Source organism: Klebsiella sp. Lac1 (assembly GCF_009825425.1).
Classification (GTDB): Bacteria; Pseudomonadota; Gammaproteobacteria; order Enterobacterales; family Enterobacteriaceae; genus Klebsiella; species Klebsiella electrica.
Map to the genome: position 1 here is coordinate 1506053 of NZ_VJZJ01000001.1, position 25712 is coordinate 1531764.

The following is a 25712-nucleotide window of genomic DNA, read 5'->3' on the forward strand; positions in this document are numbered from 1 at the left end:
CTCAGAGGCGCTTCAGGAGAGCGCTCTGGATGGTCAACGGAGCACGCCTGTCAAATTGCCCGACGGCGCTGCGCTTGTACGGGCCTACAGAGCTTGTGCAAATCTTTGAGGTGACGGGTTTTGTAGGCCGGGTCAGGCGCAGCCGCCACCCGGCAAAACGTGGGCGCCATATGCAAAACGGGCCTGTCATGGGCCTCAGACGCGCTTCAGGAGAGCCCCTGGATGGTCAACGGAGCGCGCCTGTTCAATTGCCCGACGGCGCTGCGCTTGTGCGGGCCTACAGAGCTTGTGCAAATCTTTGAGGTGACGGGTTTTGTAGGCCGGGTCAGGCGCAGCCGCCACCCGGCAAAACGCGGACGCCGTATGCAAAACGGGCTTGCCATGAGGCTCAGACGGGCACCATATGCAAAACAGGATTGCCGTGAGGCACAGGCGCCCTGCTGGAGGGCGCTTTTTTATGCCAGCAGGCAGGGGCTAAGCCAGTCTGCGGCGCAGGAACCACTGCTCGGGACGGGCAAACATCACCAGATTACCCACCAGAATCAGCATCAGCCCGATAACCGCGTTGCTGTGCCAGACGTAGCCTTCGTAAAACGTTGAAATCGTCAGGGCCACCAGCGGGAACAGCAGGGTACTGTAGGCGGCTTTGCCGGCGCCGATCCGCCCAACCAGCGTAAAGTAAGCGCCGAACGCAATCACCGATCCGAACAGCGCCAGGTACAACAGCGCGCCCATATAGCTTAGCGTCCACTGGGGAGTGAAATCATCGCCGCGCACCAGAGCGATAGCCCCCATGACCAGGGTACCGTAGAGCATCGCCCAGCTGTTGGTGGTCAGGGTTTCCAGGCCACGGCGCTGGTGGCGCATACTGAGCATATTGCCGAGGGAAAAACCGTAGGTTCCCAGCGCGCTGAGGCCAATCCCCCACAGCAGGGACGCGTTGAGCCCGTTGCTGAGCAAATCGTCCCAGAACAGCGTGATGATTCCCACAAGGCCGAGCGCGGCGGCAAGCCAGAAACGAGCGGGCGGCTGCTGACGGAAGAAAATAAACCCGTTGACGGCGTTAAACAGAACCGCCATGGAAAAAATAACCGATTCGAGGCCGGTATTAATGTACGCGGCAGCGGTATAAAAGCACCAGAAGTTGAAACAGAAGACGCAGCAGCCCTGTAGCACACAGAACAGATGATCGCGCAGCGCCAGCGGACGCAGACGACGAGTTGCCAGCAGAATCGCCAGCATCGTGACGCTGGCTACCGCAAAACGCCAGAAAATGGAGACCGGCGCGGAGACCGGCCCCTGTTGTAAAAAGATGGCAATCCACGTCGTGCCCCAGATAACAACCACCAGTCCGTACAGTATTGCGTTCAAAACATGTCTCCCATAAGTACACCAGGGACGCAGTGTGGCGGTTTTTGCGCGCCGTCGCTGTCATCCATGCGGCCTGGACTTGCAAATTCTTGCGCTTATTTTTGCCGAATGGCCGGAGAGGTCTGGTATCTGCGGTCGACTCTTCATAGACTAGAGGCTCGCGAAATCAGATGTGTGAAGGTTATGGCATACGGGACGTTCGAAATATTACGCCGACAAAAAGCTGTCCTGCGGGAGACGGTGGAGCTCAACTCCGGTATTCAACTGGCGGCGTGGTATAACAATCGCGATACGGTCACGGTGCGCAGCGACCATCATACGCTGAGTCTGTACGTTGCCGATGGTTACGAAAGTTACCAGAAAACGCCGCAGGGCTGGAAAAACGGCGGCGGCCCGGATCGTTTTTGCCTGATGCCAAAAGGGGCGGAGAGCACCTGGGATATTCGCGGCGACCTCTCGTTCGTACACCTGTACTGTACAGACGAACATCTACGTCGGGTCGGCGAGCAGATCTGGGACCGCAGCCCGGCGTCATTTAGCCTGCAGGAACAGACCTTTTCCCGGGATGATAAAATCACCGCCGTCTATCGCCAGTTTCTGCTCGATTGCGACTGGCAGCAGCAGGCCAACCAACTGACGCTAAGCTCCGCCAGCACGCTGCTGCTGACCCACCTTATTCAGCACTATTCGAACGTTCAGTGGCGTTTACCCACGGTCTCTGGCGGCCTGGCGCCGCACGTTCTGCGCAATCTGCTGGCGTGGATTGAGGAGCATCTGGATCAGCCGCTGACGCTGGCGGATCTGGCGCAGGAGGCGGCGCTCAGCGAATATCACTTCGCGCGGATGTTCCGGCAGTCAATGAACATGGCGCCGCACCAGTATGTGATGCAGCGGCGGATGGTTAAGGCGCAGGCGCTTATCTGCCACAGCGCCCGGTCATTGACCGATATCGCGATGGCCTGTGGTTTCAGCTCCGCCAGCCATTTCAGCAACCGGGTGAAAAGCGTCACCGGCCTGACGCCCTCACAATTACGCGCGGCGCAGCGCTGACAGCAGGGCGAAACTCACCCCGCCGAGCGCCAGTCCCCAGAAGGCCGAGCCGATCCCCGCCAGGGTCACGCCGCTGGCGGTGACCAGAAACGTCACCACCGCCGCGTCGCGCTCATTCTCCTGATTCAGCGCCTGAAACAGACTTCCGCCAAGCGTCCCGAGCAGCGCCAGCCCGGCCAGCATCTGAATCCACGCCGTCGGCAGCGCGGACATCAACGACGTAATCGATCCGCCGAACAGGCCGGCCAGCAGATAAAAACCGCCCGCGGCGGCGGCGGCCAGCCAACGTCGCTGCGGGTCAGGATGGGCCTCCGGACTTTGGCAAATTGCGGCGGTAATGGCGGCAATACAGATCGAATAAACGCCAAAAGGTGACAGTACCAGCGCCAGACCCGCGGTAGCGACAATCAGCGGCGACACGGGCACCCGGTAGCCGGAAGCCTGCATGGTGGCGAACCCGGGGGCGTTTTGCGAGGCCATGGTGACCAGGAAGAAGGGGACGCCGACGCTGAGCAACAGCGAAGGGGTAAACTGCGGCGCGATATATTCCGGGGCGACAAAAGCGAGACTGATGTGCGTCCCGACGACATCGCCGGAGAACACGGCGATGGCGCCGCCAACCAGCAGCGCTGCCACCACCGCAAAGCGCGGGTACAGCGCTTTACACAGCAGCCAGGCTGCCAGCATCCCGCCGCACAGCAGCAGATGGCCTTCAAGGGTGGCGAAGGCCTGCAGACCGAAGCGCAGTAAAATCCCTGCCAGCATGGCGGCTGCGAGCGAGTGGGGGATGATTTTCATCAGCCGGGCAAAAAGGCCGGTCAGCCCGCATAGCACCATTAAGCCATTCGCAAAGATAAACACGCCGATCGCCTGGTGCAGCGTCACCCCCTGTAATCCGCTGACCAGCAGCGCCGCGCCGGGGGTCGACCAGGCGGTGAGGATCGGCACTTTGCGCCAGAGCGTGAGGGCCAGTGTGCTGACCCCCATTCCCAGCCCGAGAGCCGTCATCCAGCCAGCTATCTGACTCGCGCTGGCGCCGGCGCTGGCGGCGGCTTGCCAGATAATGGCGGCCGAACTGGCGTAGCCCACCAGAACGGCGATAAACCCGGCGAGCAACGTCGGTAGCGGGAGTGAGAATGAGCGCATAGTGACCTCTTGTACGTTATAGCGTCGGGTAAAATGTAGCACTGTGCGTTATAGCGCACAACCATCTTTCCCCGCTTTGCATGTCGCCGTCAACATCGTCCCGGACGTTCCCGGCGCGTTTCCCGACTAAACTCCCTGTAGAATCATACCAATGCGCGTATAATTTCCGCTGAGCATATCAGGAGGTGGAATGAATATTGCGCAACATCTGGCGACGACCCTGAAAACGCTGCGTCAACAGCGCGGCTGGAGCCTGTCGCGGCTGGCGGAAGAAACCGGGGTATCAAAAGCGATGCTCGGGCAGGTTGAACGAAATGAATCCAGCCCGACGGTGGCCACGTTATGGAAAATCGCCACCGGTCTGAACGTGCCGTTCTCGGCGTTTATCGTCACCGATGAAGCGACCGCGCCGACCGCCTTTGACCCGCAGCAGCAGGCGATGGTGGTGACGCCCGTTTTCCCGTGGGACCCGGAACTGCGTTTCGACCATTTTTCGATTACTCTTGCCCCCGGCGCGCTCAGTGAATCCACGCCGCATGAGAAGGGGGTGATTGAACATGTGGTGGTGATAAGCGGTGAGCTGGATCTGTGTCTGCAGGGGAAGTGGCTGACGCTAACGAGCGGAGAGGGGCGGCGGTTTGCCGGAGACATGGCCCATGCCTATCGTAACCGCGGCGCGCAAACGGTCCATTTTCACTCGCTGATACATTATCCCAAAGAAAAAGCCGCGGGCATTTAACCTGCGGCCAATCAAATGATTAATGTAACCACTCACAACGTGACGAGGAAAATCCGGAATACAAGATGACTGTAACTGTAGCCGTTTTGCGAAGGAAATACCTTTTCCTTCAATGCTTTGCTGGAAACTGAAAATTCACCCGTTCCGCGCGATGGAAAATGATTTCGTCTGTGCCCACTTCTGACTACAATAGCCGCCATTTCGACCCCCTATAACGGATAACGACGAGCGTATGCGCCTGCACAACCATCATCTTGAACTTCTTAGCCCCGCCCGCGATGCCGGGATCGCCCGTGAAGCGATTTTACACGGCGCAGACGCGGTTTATATCGGCGGACCGGGTTTTGGCGCACGCCACAACGCCAGCAACAGCCTCAGCGACATCGCCGGACTGGTGCCTTTCGCCCATCGCTACGGCGCGAAAATCTTTGTGACGCTGAATACGATTCTTCACGATGATGAACTGGAACCTGCGCAGCGACTGATTACCGATCTGTATGAATCCGGCGTTGATGCGCTGATCGTGCAGGATATGGGGGTGATGGAGCTGGATATTCCGCCTGTTGAACTCCACGCCAGCACCCAGTGCGACATTCGCAGCGTCGAGAAGGCAAAATTCCTCTCCGACGTCGGCTTTAGCCAAATCGTGCTGGCGCGCGAGCTGAACCTGCAACAGATTAAAGCGATTTACGACAATACCGACGCGACGATCGAGTTCTTTATTCACGGCGCCCTGTGCGTGGCCTATTCCGGGCAGTGCAATATCTCCCACGCCCAGACCGGGCGCAGCGCCAACCGCGGCGACTGCTCCCAGGCGTGCCGTTTGCCGTATACCCTGAAAGATGACCAGGGCCGGGTGGTGGCGTACGAGAAGCATCTGCTGTCGATGAAGGATAATGACCAGACGGCAAACCTGGCCCAGCTGATTGACGCCGGGGTGCGCTCCTTCAAAATTGAAGGTCGCTATAAAGATATGAGCTATGTGAAGAACATCACCGCGCACTATCGGCAGATGCTCGATGCGATTATTGAAGATCGTGGCGATCTGAGGCGTTCGTCCGCCGGGCGCACCGAACACTTTTTCGTTCCCTCCACCGATAAAACCTTCCATCGCGGCAGCACCGACTACTTTGTCAATGCCCGCAAAGGCGACATCGGCGCGTTCGATTCGCCGAAATTTATCGGTCTGCCGGTGGGCGAAGTGCTGAAAGTGGCTAAAGACCACCTCGATGTCGAAGTGAGCGAGGCGCTGACCAATGGCGATGGCCTCAACGTGATGATTAAGCGCGAAATCGTCGGGTTCCGCGCCAATACGGTGGAAAAAACCGGCGAAAATCGCTATCGCGTCTGGCCGAACGAGATGCCGGCAGATCTGCATAAAGTCCGCCCGCACCAGGTGCTGAACCGTAACCTCGACCATAACTGGCAGCAGGCTTTGCAAAAGACCTCCAGCGAGCGGCGGATTGCGGTGGACATCGAACTCAGCGGCTGGCAGGAACAGCTGGTGCTGACGATGACCTGCGAAGATGGTGTCAGCGTCACCCACACCCTCGACGGCGAGTTTGCCGAAGCGACCCACGCGGAGAAAGCGCTAGCGAACCTGCGGGACGGCGTGGCGAAGCTGGGGCAAACTATCTATTTTGCCCGCGATGTGCGGATCAATCTCCCCGGCGCGCTGTTTGTGCCCAATAGCCTGCTCAATCAGCTGCGTCGGGAAACGGCAGAACGGCTGGACGAGGCGCGGGTGAATGCCGCGCCGCGCGGCCAGCGTAAAGCGGTTTCCGTCCCGCCGCCGGTTTATCCCGAAACCCATTTATCGTTCCTTGCTAACGTCTATAACCATAAGGCGCGTGCGTTTTACCAGCGCTATGGCGTCAAGCTCATTGATGCGGCCTATGAAGCGCATCAAGAGAAGGGCGATGTGCCGGTGATGATCACCAAGCACTGCCTGCGTTTTGCCTTCAATTTATGCCCGAAACAGGCCAAGGGCTCGATTAAGAGCTGGAAAGCGACGCCGATGCAGCTCATTCACGGCGATGAAGTGCTGACGCTGAAATTCGACTGTCGTCCGTGCGAAATGCACGTCATCGGCAAGATGAAAAATCATATTTTGAAAATGCCGCTTCCGGGGAGCATCGTCGCCTCGGTCAGCCCGGATGAGCTGTTAAAAACCCTGCCGAAGCGGAAAGGCGCCTGATCGACGGCAGACGCTACAGGCGGAAGTGCATTTTCGGTTTGCGCGCATTCTGCCAGTGGTGACGCTCGCGCAGATCGGCGGCGGCCTCGTCCCGCTGGCTGCGCAGTTCATCACTATCGGCCTCGTGCAGCAGCTGCTGTTCGAGGCTTTGTACCGGGAAGTAGTCATGTCCTTGCTTGCGGGCCAGCAAATGGCCGGAAAATAACGCACACATCAGCACCAATGCCGAAACGCATCTCCTGAGCATATCTATTTCCAGTGACAGACGAGTGGGGCTACTATGCCCTGAATTTCTTGAGCTTTATTATCGGGTTATCAAAGAAGAGCAAAGTCTGCGTCAGTTGTTGCTGACGAAAGGCGAAAAAAAGCCCGATGCGATGAACGCGTCGGGCCTGAGAGCGATGATGGATACTGTCAGCCACTCAACATGGTGATAACCCGGAGTGCCTGGGTATCAGCGTTATCCTGAGCGCTGCGGATTAAACTTTCAGCCCCGCCGCGGTCATTAAAAAGCGAAAGAGCATACTGACTGCGCCCAGCACCAGCACGCTGGCACCCCATAGTGTGACCATCCATAATAATTGCTTCAGTCGTGACTGATTCATCAATGATACCCCTCACCATGTTGGACTTTGCCGCGGAACACGTAGTAGCTCCAGAAGGTATAGCCCAGGATCACCGGAATAATGAGCAGGGCGCCCACCAGCATAAACCCCTGGCTCTGCGGCGGTGCGGCGGCCTGCCACAGCGTAATACCCGGTGGAATAATGTGCGGCCAGATACTGATCCCCAGACCGCTGAAACCGAGGAACACCAGGCCCAGCGTCAGAATAAAGGGCAGCGCGTGACGCTCAGGGTTGTGCAGATCCCGCCACAGCCAGACGCCGATCGCCACAACCAGCAGGGGAACCGGCAGCAGGAAAAAGAGGTTCGGCAGAGTGAACCAGCGGTCGGCGATGGCCGGTTGCGCCAGCGGCGTCCACAGGCTGATGACGGCGATGGTGACCAGCAGCGCCAGCAGCAGCGTCCGCGAGGTATGACGCATTTTTTCCTGTAGCGGATTTCCGCTCTTCATCACCAGCCAGGTGGCTCCCAGCAGCGCATAGGCGATGGTCAACCCCAGACCGCAGAACAGGGTGAACGGCGTCAGCCAGTCGAGCATGCCGCCGCTGAACGTGCGGCCGCTCACCGGGAAGCCGTTAATGACCGCCCCGACAACTACCCCCTGGGAGAAGGTGGCCAGCAGCGAACCGCCAAGGAATGCGCGATCCCAGAACGGACGATGCGACGGCGTTGCCTGGAAGCGAAACTCAAACGCCACGCCGCGAAAAATCAGGCCGATTAACATTAACGTCAGCGGGATCGCCAGCGCATCGATAATCACCGCATAGGCGAGGGGAAACGCGCCGAACAGCCCGGCGCCGCCAAGCACCAGCCAGGTTTCGTTGCCGTCCCATACCGGCGCCACGCTGTTAACCATGACGTCGCGGTCTTGCGCATCGCGGGTGGTCGAGAACAAAATGCCGATCCCTAAATCGAAGCCATCCATCACGATGTACATCAGGGTGGCGAAGACGATAATGACGAACCAGATAACTGAGAGATCGATCCCCATTAGTGGGACTCCTTATGCTGAAAACCTTCTGTTGCCGCGGAGAGCGGGCGGGCCGGGGTACCGGATACCGGTGGATTGAAGGTCTGTGGTCCTTTGCGGATCAGGCGCAGCATATAGCTGTAACCGACGCCAAATACCGAGCTATAGACGACGAAGAAAGTCAGCAGACTGATGGTCATATGCATGTCGCCGTGGGCGGAGACGGCATCAGCAGTGCGTTGTACGCCATAGACCACCCAGGGCTGGCGGCCCACTTCGGTCGTGACCCAACCGGCGAGAATGGCAATCAGCCCGGAAGGCCCCATCAACAGCGCAAAGCGCAGGAAGGGTTTCGACTGATACAGACGTTTGCGGTAGCGCAGCCACAGCGCCAGCGTACCAAGCAGGATCATCAACATGCCGAGTCCGGCCATCAGGCGAAATGACCAGAACACCACGGTGGCGTTGGGACGGTCCTGTGGCGCGAATTCCTTCAGGGCAGGAACCTGTTTGTCCAGACTATGGGTCAGGATCAGGCTGCCGAGAGCCGGGATCTCCAGTCCGTAGCGGGTGCGTTCCTGCTCCATATCCGGCCAGCCGACCAGCAGCAGGGGCGTCGGTTCGCCCGGAGGGTTTTCCCAGTGTCCCTCGATGGCGGCAATTTTCGCCGGCTGATGTTTCAGGGTGTTCAGACCGTGCATATCGCCGATCATCGCCTGAACAGGGGCAACGATAAGCGTCATCCACAGCGCCATCGAAAACATCGCGCGGATCGCCGGCGTGTTGTTACCGCGCAGCAGATGCCACGCCGCCGAGGACCCGACAAACAGGGCGCTGCTGAGAAAAGCCGCCACCGTCATATGAAACAGACGATACGGGAACGACGGGTTGAAGATAACCGCGAACCAGTCGACGGGGACCACCTGGCCGTTAACGACTTCGAACCCCTGCGGGGTCTGCATCCAGCTGTTGGAGGCGAGGATCCAGAAGGTTGAGATGATGGTTCCCAGGGCGACCATGCAGGTGGCGAAAAAGTGCATGCCGGGGCTGACACGATTCCAGCCAAAGAGCATGACCCCGAGGAATCCCGCCTCAAGGAAGAAGGCGGTCAGGACTTCATAAGTCAGCAGCGGGCCGGTAATACTGCCGGCAAACTCGGAGAAACCGCTCCAGTTAGTGCCGAACTGGTAGGCCATCACCAGACCGGAGACGACGCCCATGCCGAAGTTAACGGCGAAAATCTTTGACCAGAAGTGGTAAAGCGAGCGCCAGACAGGATTTTTTGTCTTCAGCCACAATCCTTCCAGTACCGCCAGATAGCTGGCCAGGCCAATGGTGATGGCGGGAAAGATAATGTGGAATGAGACGGTAAAGGCGAATTGGATTCGCGCAAGGTGGAATGCATCAAGACCGAACATGCAGAACTCCGCAAGAAAATTGATTCAGCGCAATTATAGGTGCCGAATGGGTAGGGTTGCAGAGGCAGAAAGGGTGTTTTTTGTAATAACAGTTGCCTGACTGTTATGGCTTTTATCGGCTGTTAGTGAGCGATGACCTGTCGCTGTTGGTTTTCCATATAAAGCTCCGCGTCATTAAGTTGAAAGGGCCAGATTCCACGGCACACGGCCGCGGTCGGAGAGCGCTGCCGCGCCGATTTGCGCTTCGTTACTGACATCCCACGGTGCGACAGTCGCCCCCGTCTTTATACTGCGACAGGCCGTTGCAACTGTCGATACCGACGATCGGGGGCCTGTTTTTCCGTCGCGAGTCGACAGTAGAGCGGGGCGGGCAGAGATATAACAGTTATTATAAACGGCTATTTTTTTATGGCTGATATACTATAGGCATAAACCTGAACCGCGAGACTCCTCATGAAAAAGTATCAGCAGCTTGCGCAGCAGCTGACCGAACAGATTGCGCTCGGTGTCTGGCAACCCGGCGACCGGCTGCCTTCTCTACGCGAGCAGGTGATCAGCAGCGGCATGAGCTTTATGACCGTCAGCCACGCTTACCAACTGCTGGAAAGCCAGGGGCGGATTATTGCCCGCCCGCAGTCCGGCTACTACGTGGCGCCAAAACCGGTCAGGCTTCGCCAGCCGCCACCGCCTGCGCAGGTGACGCGTGATGAATCGGTCGATATCAACACCTACATTTTTGAGGTGCTGCAGGCCAGCCGTCGGGCTGCGATGCTGCCCTTCGCCTCGGCATTCCCCGACCCGCGGCTGTTTCCGCTCCAGCAGCTTAATCGCTCGCTGGCGCAAGTGAGCAAACACGCCACCGCCATGAGCGTGATTGAGAATTTGCCGCCGGGCAATGACGATCTGCGCCACGCGATCGCCCGCCGCTACGCGCTGCAGGGGATGAATATCTCGCCGGATGAAATCGTGATTACCGCGGGGGCCCTGGAAGCGCTGAATCTCAGCCTGCAGGCGGTGACGGAACCGGGCGACTGGGTGGTGGTGGAAAATCCCTGTTTTTACGGCGCGCTGCAGGCGCTGGAAAGGCTGCGCCTGAAAGCACTGTCGGTGGCGACGGATGTCAAAGAGGGGATTGATTTAGCCGCGCTGGAGCAGGCGCTGCAGAGTTACCCGGTCAAGGCCTGCTGGCTGATGACCAATGGACAGAATCCGCTCGGCTTTACGCTTAGCGCGGAGAAAAAGGCGCAACTGGTGGATCTGCTGGCTCGCTATAACGTGGTGCTGATTGAGGATGATGTTTACAGTGAACTCTATTTTGGCCGCGAAAAACCGCTCCCCGCCAAATTCTGGGACCGGCAGGAGATGACGCTGCACTGTAGTTCGTTCTCAAAATGCCTGGTGCCTGGTTTTCGTATCGGCTGGGTCGCGGCCGGTAAACATGCTAAACGGATTCAGCAACTACAGTTAATGAGTACGCTTTCCACCAGTTCGCCGATGCAGATGGCGTTGGTCGATTACCTCTCTACCCGGCGCTATGACGCCCACCTCCGCCGCCTGCGTCGCCAGCTTGCTGAGCGTAAACAGCAGGCCTGGCAGGCGCTGCTGCGCCATCTGCCCGCTGAGGTGAAAATCCATCACAGCGACAGCGGTTACTTTTTGTGGCTCGAACTGCCGGAAGGGGCCGATGCCGGAGAGCTTAGCGCCCGGGCCTTGCGCGATAATATCAGTATTGCGCCCGGGAAGATGTTCTCTATCACCGCCAGCTGGACGTCATTTTTCCGCTTTAATACCGCGTGGGGCTGGGGAGAAAGAGAAGAGCAGGGGGTTAAACGACTCGGCGAACTTATTCGTGAGCAGCTGAGCTGAAACGCTGATTGTTTTATCTACGGTCAAACAGTCGCGGATAAAATAACTAAATAGTATTATCAAACCCGGCCGGTTAATATTTTACCGGCCCTGGTCATAGGAAATACGCATAGCCGTATCCTGCCTCTAACTCCTTGTCTATAATCCATATTGTTGTCAGGCATTCATCGATTTTTGTGGAATGCGCCCCTTGTCACAACCTGAATAAATTTCTCCAGGGGGCGTAAGTGCGCCGTCTATGGTTATTAAGGGAGATATTTTTACGGCATGGCTGCCGCTAATTTTATTGTGACAGGAGTAACACCCGATGAGCAAAAAAATTGCCCGTGGCAGCCTCTATGCGCTGGGGATGGCTATCCTGACGGCGCAGGCCGCTGAGCCGCCCGCTTCACTGGATAAAGGCGAAGGGCGGCTTGATATTATCGCCTGGCCGGGCTATATCGAGCGCGGCCAGACGGATAAAAACTATGACTGGGTGAGCCAGTTTGAAAAAGAGAGCGGATGTCAGGTGAACGTGAAAACGGCCGCCACGTCCGATGAGATGGTCAGCCTGATGGCGAAAGGCGGGTATGACCTGGTCACCGCCTCGGGTGACGCCTCGCTGCGCTTAATTATGGGCAAGCGGGTACAGCCCATTAATACGGCGCTGATCGGCAACTGGTCTACCCTCGATCCCCGTGTTGAAAAAGGCGCCTGGTTTAACGTCGGCGGTAAAGTCTACGGCACCCCGTACCAGTGGGGACCCAACCTGCTGATGTACAACACTAAAATATTCCCGACGCCGCCGGACAGCTGGAACGTGGTCTTTGTTGAGCAGAAACTCTCCGATGGTAAAAGTAATCAAGGGCGCGTCCAGGCCTACGACGGCCCTATCTATATTGCCGATGCGGCGCTGTTCGTGAAAGCAACCCAGCCGCAGCTGGGCATTACCGACCCCTACCAACTGACCGAAGCCCAGTATCAGGCGGTACTGAAGGTGCTACGCGCGCAGCATGGGCTAATCCACCGCTACTGGCATGACACCACCGTTCAGATGAGCGACTTCAAAAACGAAGGCGTGGTGGCCTCCAGCGCCTGGCCATATCAGGCCAACGGCTTAAAAGCCGACGGCCAGCCGATAGCCACCGTCTTTCCGAAAGAGGGCGTCACAGGCTGGGCGGATACCACAATGTTACATAGCGACGCCAGACACCCGGTGTGCGCCTATAAATGGATGAACTGGTCGCTGACGCCGAAGGTACAGGGCGACGTGGCGGCGTGGTTCGGCTCGTTGCCGGTGGTACCGCAAGGCTGTAAGGCGAGTACGCTACTGGGTGACAAAGGGTGCGAAACCAATGGCTACAACGAGTTCGCTAAAATTGCATTCTGGAAAACGCCGGTGGCCGAAGGGGGGAAATATGTGCCCTATAGCCGCTGGACGCAGGACTATATCGCGATTATGGGCGGCCGGTAATCGGCCGGAGGCAGAACATGACGTACGCGGTAGAGTTTCACAATGTCTCTCGTTTCTATGGTGACGTTCGCGCGGTGGACGGCGTCAACATGGGGATCCGTGATGGCGAATTTTTCTCCATGCTGGGGCCATCCGGCTCCGGCAAAACCACCTGCCTGCGGCTGATTGCCGGATTCGAACAGCTCTCGGGCGGGGCGATTGCCATTTACGGTCACAAGGCCAGCGAGCTGCCGCCGTGGCAGCGCGATGTGAATACCGTCTTTCAGGACTATGCGCTGTTTCCGCATATGTCGATCCTCGATAACGTGGCCTACGGGCTGATGGTCAAAGGTATCGGCAAAAAGGAGCGCCATTTTCGCGCGCAGGAGGCGCTGGAAAAGGTGGCACTCGGGTTTGTGCACACCCGCAAACCGTCGCAGCTCTCCGGCGGACAGCGGCAGCGGGTGGCGATTGCCCGCGCTTTAGTGAATGAACCGCGGGTGCTGCTGCTTGATGAGCCGCTTGGCGCGCTGGACTTAAAGCTGCGCGAACAGATGCAGGTCGAGCTGAAAAAACTTCAGCAGACGCTGGGGATCACCTTTATCTTCGTCACCCACGATCAGGGCGAAGCGCTGTCGATGTCCGATCGGGTGGCGGTCTTTAATAACGGGCGTATCGAGCAGATTGATGCCCCGCACGACCTCTATCTGCGTCCGAAAACCGCGTTTGTTGCCGGGTTTGTTGGTACCGCTAACGTATTTGATAGCGAGCTTGCCGCTCGCCTGTGCGGGATGCGCGGGGTCTGGTCGCTGCGGCCGGAACATATTCGTCTCGACAGCGGTGGAGAAGTGCAGGTTCAGGGCGTGGTGCAGGCGGTCCAGTACCAGGGGGCCGCGACGCGTATCGAACTGAAGCTGGCGAATGGCGATAAGCTGCTGGTCAGCCAGGCGAACAGCGATGGCGGGATGGTATCCAGCGCGCCGCAGACCGGACAGACGGTGCTGGCTTCGTGGTCACGTTCGGCGATGGTGCCTTTGGAACAAGGGGGCTGAGATGACGATGGTCATTCCGCGCGTGCCGTCCGGGCGTCTGTCCGGACTCTTCTGGCGCAGGCCATCGCTGGGCCTGTTCTTACTCCTGCTGGGTCCGTTGATGTGGTTCGGCATCGTCTATCTGGGGTCGCTGCTGACATTGCTGTGGCAAAGCGTCTACACCTTTGATGATTTCACCATGTCGGTCACCACCGATCTGACGCTCGCCAATCTCAAAGCGCTGTTTAATCCGGCGAACTACGACATCATTGTCCGCACGCTGGTGATGGCGTTGGCGGTGACGGTGGCCAGCGCGGTGCTGGCTTTGCCGATGTCGTGGTATATGGCCCGCTATACCTGCGGCAAAATGAAAGCGTTCTTCTATATTGCCGTCATGCTGCCCATGTGGGCGAGCTATATCGTAAAGGCCTACGCCTGGACGCTACTGCTGGCGAAAGATGGCGTGGCGCAGTGGTTTCTCGGGCATCTCGGGCTGGAGGGAGTGTTAAACCTGGTGATGGCGATTCCGGCGGTCGGCGGAAATACGCTGTCGACCTCGGGCCTCGGCCGTTTTCTGGTGTTCGTCTATATCTGGCTGCCGTTTATGATCCTGCCGGTACAGGCGGCGCTGGAACGTTTGCCGCCTTCGCTGCTGCAGGCTTCCGCCGATCTCGGCGCCCGCCCGCGGCAGACCTTCCGTTACGTGGTGTTGCCGCTGGCGATACCCGGCATTGCCGCCGGGTCGATTTTTACTTTCTCCCTGACGCTGGGGGACTTTATCGTACCGCAACTGGTGGGGCCGCCCGGCTTCTTTATTGGCAATATGGTCTATTCCCAGCAGGGGGCGATCGGCAACATGCCGATGGCGGCCGCGTTTACCCTGGTGCCGATTGTGCTGATTGCCCTCTATCTGGCGTTCGTGAAGCGCCTGGGAGCGTTCGATGCACTCTGATCGGGCACCGTTGTTGCTGAAAGTGGCCACCTGGGGCGGGGTGGTATTCCTCCATTTTCCGCTGCTGATTATCGCGCTGTATGCCTTCAATACCGAAGATGCCGCCTTTAGCTTTCCGCCTCAGGGCCTGACGCTGCGCTGGTTCAGCGAGGCGGCGGGGCGCAGCGATATTATCGACGCCGTGACGTTGTCACTTAAAATTGCCGCGCTGTCGACGGCGATTGCGTTGGTACTTGGCACGTTGGCTGCAGGCGCATTATGGCGCAGTACGTTTTTTGGTAAAAACGCCGTATCGCTCCTGCTGCTGTTGCCGATCGCGCTGCCGGGGATTATCACCGGACTGGCGCTGCTGACGGCCTTTAAGGCCGTCAATCTGGAACCTGGCCTGCTCACTATCGTCGTGGGGCATGCCACGTTTTGCGTGGTGGTGGTGTTCAACAATGTCATCGCCCGTTTTCGCCGGACGTCGTGGAGTCTGGTGGAGGCATCAATGGACTTAGGCGCGACGGGCTGGCAGACCTTTCGCTACGTCGTGCTGCCGAATCTGGGTTCGGCGCTGCTGGCGGGGGGAATGCTGGCCTTCGCCTTATCGTTTGATGAAATTATCGTCACCACGTTTACCGCCGGGCATGAGCGTACTTTGCCGCTGTGGTTGTTAAACCAACTGGGGCGCCCGCGCGATGTGCCGGTAACCAACGTGGTTGCACTGCTGGTGATGCTGGTGACGACGATACCCATTTTGGGCGCCTGGTGGCTAACCCGTGATAGCGACATGAGCGCTGAAAACAGTAAATAATTCATTTCTACAGGATAATGCTATGCAACATAACCTTTTGATTAACGGTGAGTTAGTGGCGGGTGAAGGCGAAATGGTGCCGGTATTCAATCCTGCTAATGGTGAAGTCATTCTGCAGATTGCGGAAGCCTCGGAGGCCCAGGTCAACGCGGCGGTTGAGGCGGCGGATCGGGCCTTTGTCAACTGGGGCCAGACGACGCCGAAAACCCGCGCCGAGACTCTGTTAAAGCTGGCGGAGGCGATTACCGACCACGCTGAAGCGCTGGCGAAGCTGGAATCCTTAAACTGCGGCAAACCCCTGCACTGCGTGATAAACGACGAGCTGCCCGCCGTTGCCGACGTGTTTCGCTTTTTTGCCGGCGCGGCGCGTTGCCTGCCGGGCATGGCGGCGGGCGAATACCTGGAAGGGCACACCTCGATGATTCGCCGGGATCCGGTTGGCGTGATGGCCTCTATCGCGCCGTGGAACTATCCGTTAATGATGGCGGCGTGGAAGCTGGCGCCAGCGCTGGCGGCCGGCAACTGCGTGGTCATCAAACCGTCAGAGATTACGCCGCTGACCGCGCTGAAGCTGGCGGAGCTGGCCAGGGATATTCTCCCCGCCGGCGTGCTGAACGTGCTGTTTGGTCGCGGCAAAAGCGTAGGCGATCCGCTGACCGGTCATCCGAAAGTGCGCATGGTGTCGCTCACTGGGTCGATTGCCACCGGCGCCCACATTATCGGCCATACCGCCTCGTCAATAAAACGCACGCACATGGAGCTGGGGGGCAAAGCGCCGGTGATCGTGTTTGACGATGCGGATATCGCTGCCGTTGTGGAAGGGGTGAGAACCTTCGGTTTTTATAATGCCGGTCAGGATTGCACCGCTGCCTGTCGCATTTATGCCCAGCAGGGGATCTACGATCGGCTGGTGGAGAAGCTGGGTGCGGCCGTGGCCACGCTGAAAATGGGCCAGCCGGACGACCCGTCCACCGAACTGGGGCCGCTGAGTTCGCAGGCGCATCTCGAGCGGGTCAGCGCTGCCGTTGAGGCTGCACGCGCGTTACCGCATATCCAGGTGGTGACCGGCGGAAGCCAGGCGGCAGGTAAGGGATATTTCTATCAGCCGACGCTGCTGGCTGGCGCAAAGCAGGATGATGATATTGTTCAGCGCGAGGTGTTTGGCCCGGTGGTCAGCGTGACGTCGTTCAACGATGAAGATCAGGTGCTGGCATGGGCCAATGACTCGCAGTACGGGCTGGCTTCGTCGGTATGGACCCGCGATGTGGGCAGGGCTCATCGCCTGAGCGCGCGTCTGCAGTACGGCTGCACCTGGGTCAATACCCACTTTATGCTGGTCAGCGAGATGCCGCACGGTGGGCAGAAGCTCTCCGGCTATGGTAAGGACATGTCGATGTACGGTCTGGAAGACTACACCGTCGTGCGCCATGTGATGATAAAACACTAATACTCAGGTAAGCGGTTGTAATGTATTTATATTCCGACCGCTTACTTGTGGGGCATAGATGGGGGATTGAAAGCAAAATTAGTGTTCAGGAGAGCAAGCCGCTCGCTGTTTTGTTCCGACACCCGCTTTCCGTAAACGTTGAAAACCATCTGGCCATTCGTATGCGCTGGCTGGCATGCAAATGTATGACGGGAGTCATTCCATCACTCCTCCATCATCCACATATCCGCCTCTTCAAACATCTCTTGTACAACCCGGCTGATTTGCTCCTTTTCGTGTTTGCTGGCATCCGTATTGATCGTGGGTAAGGTCGTCATCGGTTTTACGCATACGTCGGCATCGGGAAAAATTCTATGAATACGCTGAGTTAATTCTGCCGTAATGGTCTCCTTTGCCCCGTTCAGCCCTTCAAAGTTTCTCTTGTCATAAATCAGTTCCACAAACATTTCTCGCCCTCTTTACTGGATATAATTACAGTATATATACTGTATGCATGACCAGTGTCAACATGAGAGGGGGCATTATGAAGTTTTATACACCGAATGAGATCCGCGAAGTCCTTTTCATTCCGCTATTTAGCGACCCGGTGCCGTGTGGTTTTCCCAGTCCGGCGCAGGATTATGTTGAGCAACGTATCGACCTCAACGCGTTGTTGATCAGTCACCCCAGCGCGACGTATTTCGTTAAGGCCGCCGGAGACAGCATGATCGAGGGCGGTATCAGTGAGGGCGATCTCCTTGTCGTCGACAGTTCGCGTAAAGCGGAGCATGGCAATATTGTGATCGCCTCCGTAGCAGGGGATTTTACCGTCAAAAAGTTGCAGTTGCGGCCGACGGTGCAGCTTAACCCAATGAACAGCGCCTATTCCCCGATTATCATCGGGAGCGAAGATACGTTAGATGTGTTCGGTGTCGTCACGTACATCATCAAGTCCGCAGGCTGAACAATGTTCGCGCTATGTGATGTGAACTCGTTTTACGCGAGTTGTGAGACGGTCTTTCGACCCGATTTGAAAGGGCGACCGGTGGTTGTCCTTTCGAATAACGATGGCTGCGTGATAGCACACTCTGCGGAGGCAAAGAAATTTGTGAAAATGGGGGCGCCGTTTTTCAAACAGCAGGATATTTTCCGCCAGCACGGCGTCATCTGTTTCAGCAGTAATTACGAGCTATACGCGGACATGTCGAACCGGGTCATGACAACGTTAGAGGAGCTTTTGCCGCGGTGCGAAATTTACAGTATCGATGAAGCCTTTTGCGACCTGACTGGCGTGCGTAACTGTCGTGACCTGACCGATTTTGGCCGGGAGATACGCGAAACGGTACGGCGAAGGACGCATCTCACCGTGGGTATCGGTATCGCCCAGACTAAAACCCTCGCAAAGCTGGCCAACCACGCGGCGAAGAAGTGGCAGCAGCAAACGGGCGGGGTGGTGGACCTGTCCAATATCGACAAACAGCGTAAGTTGATGGCTGTACTGCAAATTGATGAGGTCTGGGGTGTCGGGCGCCGCATCAGTAAAAAACTGGAAGCCATGGGCATCAAAACGGTACTTCAACTGGCGGATACCGATATCCGCTTTATCCGGAAGCATTTCAATGTGGTGCTGGAGCGCACGGTGCGCGAGTTGCGCGGCGAGCCATGTCTTGGCCTCGAAGAGTTTGCCCCGGAAAAACAGGAGATCGTCTGTAGCCGTTCGTTCGGCGGCCGCATTACGGAATATCATGAGATGCGGCAGGCGATATGCAGCTATGCATCGCGCGCAGCGGAAAAACTCCGCAGTGAGCATCAGTACTGCCGGTTTATCTCGGCATTTGTCAAAACCAGCCCATTTGCGCTGAATAAGCCCTATTACAGCAACAACGCATCGGTAAAACTACTGACCCCGACCCAGGATAGTCGGGACATCATCGCTGCGGCCAGCAGGTGCCTCGATGGCATCTGGAAAGATGGACACCGTTATCAAAAAGCGGGTGTGATGCTCTGCGACTTCTACAGCCAGGGCGTAGCCCAGTTGAACCTGTTCGACGACAATGCGCCACGAAAGAACAGTGAAAAACTGATGGCGGTTCTGGATCATCTCAATGCCAAAAACGGCAGAGGATCTCTGTACTTTGCGGGACAAGGGATACAGGCGGGATGGCAGATGAAAAGGAACATGATATCTCCACGCTATACGACACGATATAGCGACTTGCTGCAGGTCAGGTGAACGCTGACTACCAAAATTTTTTGCCCGGCAGCCATGTAAGGAGGTTATGAGCGAGACAGGAAAGTGGTTTTTCCCATAAATTTGGTAGAATTTGCGAATAATTTCCTTTTTAAGAAACTTGCGAACACATGAAAAAATTACTTCTGCTGCCAGTCCTGCTTTTCTCAACTCTTGTTTCAGCGGGCAATGACCTGGATCTTTATGACAATCAAGGCGACCCAGTCGCTTACATTGCTCTCGATGATGATTTAACTATATATAGCTGGGATGGTGAACCTGGCGCCTACCTTAAACGCAGTCAGAACAATGAGTTTGATGTTTATGGATTCAATGGCAGTCATTTAGGCTGGTTTACTAAAGGTATGTTGGTTGACCACGATGGTTATGTGGCTTGTGCGGTAAAGAATTTGATTGCGGCACCTAATTTGCCATCGCTGAAGTCACTTAAGAATCTCAAACCTCTAAAATCGATACCGGAAATTCCACCGATTTTCCCGCTGCTTAACAATGAATTTGGCCAGACAAATTGTTCGTTGTTAGTCGCTTCAGGCGCGGCATAAATGCACAACGAATGCACCCCTTATAGATAGCCAGGATGCACTTGAATAAAAATGAGCGCAGTAAGTAATCCGGAATCAAGTTTAACCGTGCTCGTAAATAAGAATTACAAAAATTGACAGTTGCTTCATATTTGTATGAGATTTAAACTACATCTGCAACTTATGGAATACCTTTTGCCTATGGGAATAAAAATGAAAAAAAGTACTGTTGCAGTAATGATGATGGCCACGCTTTCAGGAACTACTTATGCAGAATCAACGCAGTTAACTCCGAATTTCTCTCCGGAAAGTTTTTCTGTATCAACCTCTGCAGGGATGCTAAGCGGAAAGTCTCATGAGATGGTTTATGACGCGGGTACAGGTAGAAAAATCAGTCAGTTGGACTGGAAAATCAAGAATGTCGCCATTCTGAAAGGCGATATTTCCTGGGATGCATACTCCTTTCTGACACTGAACGCTCGCGGGTGGACATCTCTGGCTTCTGGGTCTGGTCATATGGATGATTACGACTGGATGAATGACAACCAATCCGGATGGACTGATCACTCATCTCACCCTGCCACGAATGTCAATTATGCCAATGAATACGACCTCAATGTAAAAGGCTGGATCTTCCAGAATGAAGCTTATAAAGCCGGTGTAATCGCAGGTTATCAGGAAACTCGTTTCAGCTGGACGGCTACCGGTGGTTCATACAACTATGATAACGGTGCTTATACTGGAAATTTCCCGACAGGAGAACAAGGAATCGGTTATAGTCAGCGGTTCTCTATGCCATACATTGGCCTTGCTGGTCAGTATCGTATCAATGATTTTGAATTTAATGCCTTGTTTAAATTCAGCGACTGGGTTCGGGCACATGATAACGATGAGCACTACATGCGGGATCTCACTTTCCGTGAGAAGACGACTAACTCGCGTTATTATGGTACGTCTATTGATGCCGGATATTATGTCACACCTAATGCCAAAGTTTTTGCTGAATTTACATACAGTAAATATGAAGAAGGCAAGGGCGGCACTCAGATCATTGACACCAATAGCGGCGAGTCGGCCTCCATTGGTGGAGACGCTGCCGGCATTTCAAATAAAAACTATACCGTGACCGCTGGTCTGCAATATCGATTCTAAGTAGTACCGTTCGTAGATATATCTCTCTTTGAACATAAAGCCCCAAATGGGGCTTTTCAGTTAATTCACTCGAGAGGCTCCGTCAATTCCAGCCCTGATTATTTACGTCCGCTATTGCCGGGTGCAACCTGCAAGCGTCTCCTGTGAATATGGGGCTATGCCTCGGCGAAGGTAGTGGCGCGGTCGCAAGCTTGTTACGGATGAGATAATCACCTTTTTTATACATTAGCCTGCTAATAGTCGCAATGGCAGTTATTGCTAAAACAGAGGCGGCGAAATATGAGAGGATTCTTATGCCCCTTCAAGAGCTAAGCCAGAATGAGTGCCGGAGATAAGCGCCGGGTGGGGCGAGTAACATGCCGTTCAGCACGGACAAACAGAGACATAACCCTGATTAATATCTGTCGCTGCCAGCAAGTGACAAGAAAACCCCTGTTTTGAGTACAGGGGTTTTTTTCGTGCGCGCCAAACGTCGAGACAATAGCCAAGAGAAAGTGAAGGCAGACCGCGACGATCTATTTTCCACATAGACTATAATGTTATTTATCGCGTATGAAGCCGCAGTGAGCAAAAGGTTTTCTGGCGCATGCGTATGCCGTTGTCAGCAGCGCGTAGTTCTATCGCTTTGATTTTTTAATTGGTAACCCAGACTGGCGACGGTCGCGAATGTAAGAAACCAGATTATACGCTGCAATTACCAGCAACAGCAGTGCCACAATAAGCACAATAATTCCAGACATATACCACCCCAAAATAAATGAGTAACAGAAAAAATCAAAAATATGTAATTAAGAATGTAATTTCTAAAAGATGGTAACGCAAATAATATTTACTGATAAGTGCATTGTTAGCCAGTACTGAAAATACAGTCTGTATTTAATTTTGTTTGAAAAACAATGTCTTGTGGTGTTTTTCTTGCTGGCTTTGTGGTTGGTTTCTTAAATTCTCTGCGCATTTTTAGTCAACTTGTGGGCGGTTTTTTTATTATGCGTTATTAATTCTCCTTGGGATTTATGCTGCTTTTTAGGTTTGTTCTTATACACTATTTTTATTATTCATCGAATCTTCGTAACATCATGTCAGGTATCAGGCATTTATTTCCTTTGTCATTTCACCTGATCAGATTGTTTCTATAGGGATAAATGACGACCACTTGTTCATATTGTCCAATAACCTGCTGCGGTTAAAGATGGAGAATGAAAAGGGAGCGGCAGGGACATTGTTTGAACCACGCTATTGCGTGGAACAAAAGTTAAAAAACCCTGCCTGGCCGCGGCGGCCAGGGGGAAAAGGCGGTTGAGGTTTGACTTTACCGACTGGCTCATGCGAACATTTGTCATAGTTTGTTACTTTGACGTTGATCTTGTTTTGAAAAAGATAGCTTTTTTTCTGCCAGTGGCCTGCGCCACGGCAATTCTGTACGGTCATTTACCCGCCCAGCGTATTAGTCTTTGTGAACAGCAGGGGGTCAGCGAGCCCATCTGTATGGCGGCTGAGTGGGATAATGAAAGAATTAATCTGCTGCCCGGCTATAACCCTGAGAATATAAAGGCTATTGCTGTGCTACAGGCGCAGAGCCGCGCGGATAACACCGTCGCGATTAAATCGTAAAAAAGCAGCCCACGGAGGCTGCTTTTTTAGGTCTCTTTGCTGAATAAAATCAGTAAAACCAACCAAAACGAACAGATAACAGGCTGATAAGCGCGAAAGCTACGCCGACATTAATCAGAATTACGGTTTTGCTGGAAACATCCATAACGCCACCTTTATGAGTAAGCCTCTACATGTATAGTACGGGGAGAAAGGAAGTGCTATCAGACAAGGATGAATTGGTTGTTTTCCGCTGATTAAGCGCGCGATTCGTTGTGTGATTTTGCGGGCTGTGTCGCACTCTTTGTGCCGCTCATCTCCGTATCATAATGGGGCTTATCAGGGAAGGAAGAATAATGACCTTATACCAGAAAATGCTGGTTTTTTATGCAGTTATGGGATGTATTTGTGCGATCATCAGCTGGTTTCTGACCAAAGAAAGCCGTTTGATTCGCCTGCTGGCCGCGCTGCTGATCGGGGCCACCTGGCCGTTTAGCTTTCCGATGGCGCTACTGATCTCTTTATTCTGACAGCATAAAGCGATGGCAACCGTCACTGTTTTACTGTATAAAAACACAGCAATCATGGGCGGAGCAACCTGATGAATAGCTATTTTTCCTTATTCGCTGGCGCTAACGTGCGCTGGTTCGATTTCCCTGGGTACGGCGACCCGCTGGTCTTTATTCACGGGCTGGGTTGCGCGTCCTCTTATGACTATCTACGCGTGGTGACCGATCCGGCTTTTCCCGGGCAGCGGGTTTTGCTGATCGACCTGCCTGGTTTTGGCTATAGCGGTAAGCCTGACTCCTTTGGCTACGGTACCAGTGAGCAGGCGCGGGTTGTTGTGGAACTGCTTGACAGTCTGCAACTGACCCGCTGCTCTCTGTTCGGGCATAGCATGGGCGGCAGTATTGCCATTGAAACCGCTGAGCTTCTGGGCCACCGCGTCCAGGCTCTGCTGGTCTCTGAACCCAATCTTTATGCCGGTGGCGGCATGTACAGTCGGGCTATCGCCGCCCAGTCGGAAGCCGGGTTTATCGCGCAGGGCTTCGCCGATCTGCTGGCGGCAGAAACGTCTCCCTGGGCCGGGTGCCTGCAAAACAGTGCCCCCAGAGCCGTATGGCGAGGGGCCCGCAGCCTGGTTGACGGGGTGTCGCCGTCCTGGTTCGCGCGCTTTCAGCAATTATCCTGTCGCAAGGCGCTGATCTATGGCGAATTGTCGCTCCCGGCTCAGGAAGCCGACGACGTCGCCGCCGCCGGTATTCCGCTGCTGGTAGTGCCGGATGCGGGCCACTCTATGGCCTGGGAGAATCCCGTTGCGCTGGCCGATTGCATGGCGCAATTTTTCGCCCCCGCTCAGGCAAACGCCTCGATATCACCGTAGTGAAGCGTTTGCCTGTCCGCGTCCGATGGCAAGCGACCCTATGTGGCATGCCGATGGCGATCGCTTGCAGTGGGAACCGCGTTATCTGCTGGCCTGAACGCTAAAACGGCAGTTCGCGCGGGGTGGTCTGCAATGTCATCCAGCGTAGCTCGGTAAACTCAGCAATGCCTGCGCGGCCGCCAAAGCGTCCGTAGCCGGAGGCTTTACAGCCGCCAAACGGCATCTGCGCTTCATCGTGTACGGTAGGGCCATTAATGTGGCAAATGCCGGTTTGTAACCCCTGGGCTACGTTCCACGCCCGGGCGGTGTCGCGGCTGTAGACCGCCGAAGAGAGCCCGTATTCACTGTCGTTGGCTACCGCCAGCGCTTCCTGCTCGCCGTGTACCCGAATAATGGCTTTTACCGGACCGAAGGATTCTTCCTGCCATATCCGCATGCTGCGGGTTACCCCATCAAGCAGCGTGGCGCGCATCTGCGTGGTGTCGGCTTTACCTCCGGTTAAAAGGTGGGCCCCTTTTGCCAGCGCGTCATCAATGAGTTCATTGCAGCGCGTGACGGTTTTCATATCGACAACCGGTCCCATCAGCCCGGCAGGCAGCGTTGCCGCGCGGCGGCTGAGCAGGGCGATAAAAGCGTCGGCTATTGATTCGTCGACGATAATGCGCTCGGTTGACATACAGATCTGTCCGGCGTTAGCGAATGCGCCAAAGAGGGCGCCAGCCGCCGCTTGCTCGAGATCGGCATCGTCGAGGACCAGTAGCGGCGCTTTGCCGCCAAGTTCCAGCACCGCCGGTTTCAGATACTGCCCGCAGGTGCGGGCGATAATGCGCCCGACCGGCGTGGAGCCGGTAAAGTTAACGCGGCGCACCGCCGGATGGGCGATAAGCGACTCCACCAGCGCGGGCGCATCCGCCGGCGCGCAGGTGAGATAGTTCACGACGCCGTCCGGTAATCCGGCCGCCGCCAGCGCATCAATAATCAGCGCCTGGCTGGCGGGCGACATTTCCGCCCCTTTGAGGATCACCGTATTCCCACAGGCGAGCGGCGTCGCAATCGCGCGAGTAGCGAGGATCAGCGGCGCATTCCACGGCGCCATTGCCAGTACCACGCCAGCCCCCTGACGGACGGCCATCGCCAGATTACCCGGGACATTCGACGGAATAATCTGCCCCTCAATCTGGGTGGTAAGGGCGGCGGCTTCACGCAAAATGTCGGCGGCCAGATGGACGTTAAAGCCCGCCCAGTGTGCCGTCGCACCTGTCTCCGCCGACATGGCGGCGATGAATTTGGCTTCACGACGCTGCATTTGTTCCGCCGCCCCCAGCAGCAGGCGACGGCGCTCGGCGGGGGCGGTGTCGCGCCATTGCGGGAAGGCGGCAGCGGCGGCTTCGACGCTGTGCCGGGCATCGGCCAGGCTCGCAGCCGCTGCGATGGACGCGGGCTGTTCGCTGAGCGGATTAGTGCGGGTAAAGGTGGCCTGGCCTTCAGCATCATGCCACTGGCCACGGGTATATAAGTTGCAGGTTATTGTCATGGGAAAACCTCGTTGTACTGCGTTCTGCGGTTTTCCGAGTGTATCGGGCGCCGGGGCCGCGTGGGGCAGGCAGGGCGGTTATCGCACGTTTTTTTTCTGGTTTTATAAGCAGTTCACAACTTCAGCAGGTTGACCCGGTCTGGAGAATAAATCGGCAAAAAAAGCGCTTTCAGCATAACCTGATAGCGATTGATTATTTGCTGGTTGAATGCTGTTGTGTTGTTATTAGAACACTTATAACAAATTGATAAGGTTTATAACC

26 protein-coding genes are annotated in these 25712 nt (G+C 55.8%); 16 read left to right on the top strand and 10 right to left on the bottom strand.

Going from position 1 to position 25712, the window contains the following annotated elements; genetic code table 11:
* Positions 1–474: 474 nt before the first annotated feature.
* The gene (locus tag FNY10_RS07140) at positions 475–1371 is read right to left on the bottom strand and encodes a DMT family transporter (RefSeq protein ID WP_100686330.1); all 897 of its coding nucleotides are present in this window, start codon (positions 1369–1371) and stop codon (positions 475–477) included.
* 183 nt (positions 1372–1554) lie between these two features.
* On the opposite strand from FNY10_RS07140, the gene FNY10_RS07145 reads away from it, so the two are divergent.
* Positions 1555–2421 (top strand): AraC family transcriptional regulator, encoded by an 867-nt coding sequence (locus tag FNY10_RS07145; protein ID WP_100686329.1) that lies wholly within the window; start codon positions 1555–1557, stop codon positions 2419–2421.
* On the opposite strand, the gene FNY10_RS07150 is transcribed toward FNY10_RS07145, so the two are convergent.
* On the bottom strand, positions 2401–3567 hold the full coding sequence (locus tag FNY10_RS07150) for a benzoate/H(+) symporter BenE family transporter (RefSeq protein WP_131049014.1): 1167 nt from the start codon (positions 3565–3567) through the stop codon (positions 2401–2403). The two genes, FNY10_RS07145 and FNY10_RS07150, sit on opposite strands and share 21 nt — an antisense overlap.
* A gap of 190 nt (positions 3568–3757) precedes the next feature.
* Here FNY10_RS07150 and FNY10_RS07155 point away from each other — a divergent pair, with 190 nt between their 5' ends.
* Together FNY10_RS07155 and FNY10_RS07160 are read left to right on the top strand one after the other, a co-directional pair.
* On the top strand, positions 3758–4306 hold the full coding sequence (locus FNY10_RS07155; RefSeq protein WP_141964663.1) for a helix-turn-helix domain-containing protein: 549 nt from the start codon (positions 3758–3760) through the stop codon (positions 4304–4306).
* 232 nt (positions 4307–4538) lie between these two features.
* Positions 4539–6503, top strand: a complete 1965-nt coding sequence (locus FNY10_RS07160; RefSeq protein WP_160703435.1) for a peptidase U32 family protein — start codon at positions 4539–4541, stop codon at positions 6501–6503.
* 13 nt (positions 6504–6516) lie between these two features.
* Here FNY10_RS07160 and FNY10_RS07165 read toward each other — a convergent pair whose 3' ends face one another.
* The 4 genes from FNY10_RS07165 to FNY10_RS07180 form a co-directional block, all read right to left on the bottom strand.
* A complete protein-coding gene (locus FNY10_RS07165; protein WP_131049017.1) occupies positions 6517–6750 on the bottom strand; it encodes a DUF2554 family protein in 234 nt (77 codons plus the stop codon).
* A gap of 232 nt (positions 6751–6982) precedes the next feature.
* Complete coding sequence (locus FNY10_RS07170) at positions 6983–7108, bottom strand: DUF2474 domain-containing protein (protein WP_160703433.1); 126 nt, start codon at positions 7106–7108, stop codon at positions 6983–6985.
* The gene (cydB, locus tag FNY10_RS07175; protein ID WP_100686323.1) at positions 7108–8118 is read right to left on the bottom strand and encodes a cytochrome d ubiquinol oxidase subunit II; all 1011 of its coding nucleotides are present in this window, start codon (positions 8116–8118) and stop codon (positions 7108–7110) included. The genes FNY10_RS07170 and cydB overlap by 1 nt, the downstream gene beginning before the upstream one ends.
* A complete protein-coding gene (locus tag FNY10_RS07180; protein ID WP_160703431.1) occupies positions 8118–9515 on the bottom strand; it encodes a cytochrome ubiquinol oxidase subunit I in 1398 nt (465 codons plus the stop codon). Before FNY10_RS07180 ends, cydB begins: the two co-directional genes overlap by 1 nt.
* A 453-nt stretch (positions 9516–9968) precedes the next feature.
* On the opposite strand from FNY10_RS07180, the gene FNY10_RS07185 reads away from it, so the two are divergent.
* The 6 genes from FNY10_RS07185 to patD all read left to right on the top strand — a co-directional run bounded on the left by FNY10_RS07185 (position 9969) and on the right by patD (position 17039).
* Entirely contained in the window at positions 9969–11381 is a 1413-nt protein-coding gene (locus tag FNY10_RS07185; protein WP_141964661.1) for a PLP-dependent aminotransferase family protein, read from the top strand.
* Between the two features lie 307 nt (positions 11382–11688).
* Complete coding sequence (gene ydcS, locus FNY10_RS07190) at positions 11689–12834, top strand: putative ABC transporter substrate-binding protein YdcS (RefSeq protein WP_131049021.1); 1146 nt, start codon at positions 11689–11691, stop codon at positions 12832–12834.
* A 17-nt stretch (positions 12835–12851) separates the two neighbouring features.
* Positions 12852–13865: an ABC transporter ATP-binding protein gene (locus FNY10_RS07195; protein ID WP_141964660.1), complete on the top strand. Its 1014-nt coding sequence runs from the start codon at positions 12852–12854 to the stop codon at positions 13863–13865.
* Position 13866: 1 nt separating this feature from the next.
* Positions 13867–14796 (top strand): ABC transporter permease, encoded by a 930-nt coding sequence (locus FNY10_RS07200; RefSeq protein ID WP_160703429.1) that lies wholly within the window; start codon positions 13867–13869, stop codon positions 14794–14796.
* Positions 14786–15592, top strand: coding sequence for an ABC transporter permease subunit (locus FNY10_RS07205; protein WP_160703427.1), 807 nt, complete (start codon positions 14786–14788; stop codon positions 15590–15592). Before FNY10_RS07200 ends, FNY10_RS07205 begins: the two co-directional genes overlap by 11 nt.
* A gap of 22 nt (positions 15593–15614) precedes the next feature.
* The gene (patD, locus tag FNY10_RS07210; protein WP_160703425.1) at positions 15615–17039 is read left to right on the top strand and encodes an aminobutyraldehyde dehydrogenase; all 1425 of its coding nucleotides are present in this window, start codon (positions 15615–15617) and stop codon (positions 17037–17039) included.
* 203 nt (positions 17040–17242) lie between these two features.
* Here the strand turns inward: patD and FNY10_RS07215 are convergent, their stop codons facing one another.
* A complete protein-coding gene (locus FNY10_RS07215) occupies positions 17243–17485 on the bottom strand; it encodes a DinI-like family protein (RefSeq protein WP_131049026.1) in 243 nt (80 codons plus the stop codon).
* Positions 17486–17562: 77 nt separating this feature from the next.
* Here FNY10_RS07215 and FNY10_RS07220 point away from each other — a divergent pair, with 77 nt between their 5' ends.
* The 4 genes from FNY10_RS07220 (at position 17563) to FNY10_RS07235 (ending at position 20942) form a co-directional block, all read left to right on the top strand.
* Positions 17563–17982, top strand: coding sequence for a translesion error-prone DNA polymerase V autoproteolytic subunit (locus FNY10_RS07220; protein ID WP_160703423.1), 420 nt, complete (start codon positions 17563–17565; stop codon positions 17980–17982).
* A gap of 3 nt (positions 17983–17985) precedes the next feature.
* A complete protein-coding gene (locus FNY10_RS07225) occupies positions 17986–19251 on the top strand; it encodes a Y-family DNA polymerase (protein WP_160703421.1) in 1266 nt (421 codons plus the stop codon).
* A 128-nt stretch (positions 19252–19379) separates the two neighbouring features.
* Positions 19380–19811: a 4-fold beta flower protein gene (locus FNY10_RS07230; RefSeq protein ID WP_141964655.1), complete on the top strand. Its 432-nt coding sequence runs from the start codon at positions 19380–19382 to the stop codon at positions 19809–19811.
* Between the two features lie 192 nt (positions 19812–20003).
* Positions 20004–20942, top strand: a complete 939-nt coding sequence (locus FNY10_RS07235; protein WP_131049030.1) for an omptin family outer membrane protease — start codon at positions 20004–20006, stop codon at positions 20940–20942.
* Between the two features lie 617 nt (positions 20943–21559).
* On the opposite strand, the gene FNY10_RS07240 is transcribed toward FNY10_RS07235, so the two are convergent.
* Positions 21560–21682, bottom strand: a complete 123-nt coding sequence (locus FNY10_RS07240; protein WP_160703419.1) for a small membrane protein — start codon at positions 21680–21682, stop codon at positions 21560–21562.
* 556 nt (positions 21683–22238) lie between these two features.
* Here FNY10_RS07240 and FNY10_RS07245 point away from each other — a divergent pair.
* A complete protein-coding gene (locus FNY10_RS07245; protein WP_227699356.1) occupies positions 22239–22553 on the top strand; it encodes a hypothetical protein in 315 nt (104 codons plus the stop codon).
* Positions 22554–22602: 49 nt separating this feature from the next.
* Here the strand turns inward: FNY10_RS07245 and yncL are convergent, their stop codons facing one another.
* Positions 22603–22698: a stress response membrane protein YncL gene (gene yncL / locus FNY10_RS07250; RefSeq protein ID WP_064610873.1), complete on the bottom strand. Its 96-nt coding sequence runs from the start codon at positions 22696–22698 to the stop codon at positions 22603–22605.
* Between the two features lie 190 nt (positions 22699–22888).
* Here yncL and FNY10_RS07255 point away from each other — a divergent pair, with 190 nt between their 5' ends.
* Together FNY10_RS07255 and FNY10_RS07260 are read left to right on the top strand one after the other, a co-directional pair.
* Complete coding sequence (locus FNY10_RS07255; protein ID WP_100686312.1) at positions 22889–23062, top strand: GhoT/OrtT family toxin; 174 nt, start codon at positions 22889–22891, stop codon at positions 23060–23062.
* 71 nt (positions 23063–23133) lie between these two features.
* Positions 23134–23916, top strand: coding sequence for an alpha/beta fold hydrolase (locus FNY10_RS07260; RefSeq protein WP_131049031.1), 783 nt, complete (start codon positions 23134–23136; stop codon positions 23914–23916).
* Between the two features lie 100 nt (positions 23917–24016).
* Here the strand turns inward: FNY10_RS07260 and FNY10_RS07265 are convergent, their stop codons facing one another.
* Entirely contained in the window at positions 24017–25450 is a 1434-nt protein-coding gene (locus FNY10_RS07265; protein ID WP_160703417.1) for an aldehyde dehydrogenase, read from the bottom strand.
* Positions 25451–25712 lie beyond the last annotated feature (262 nt).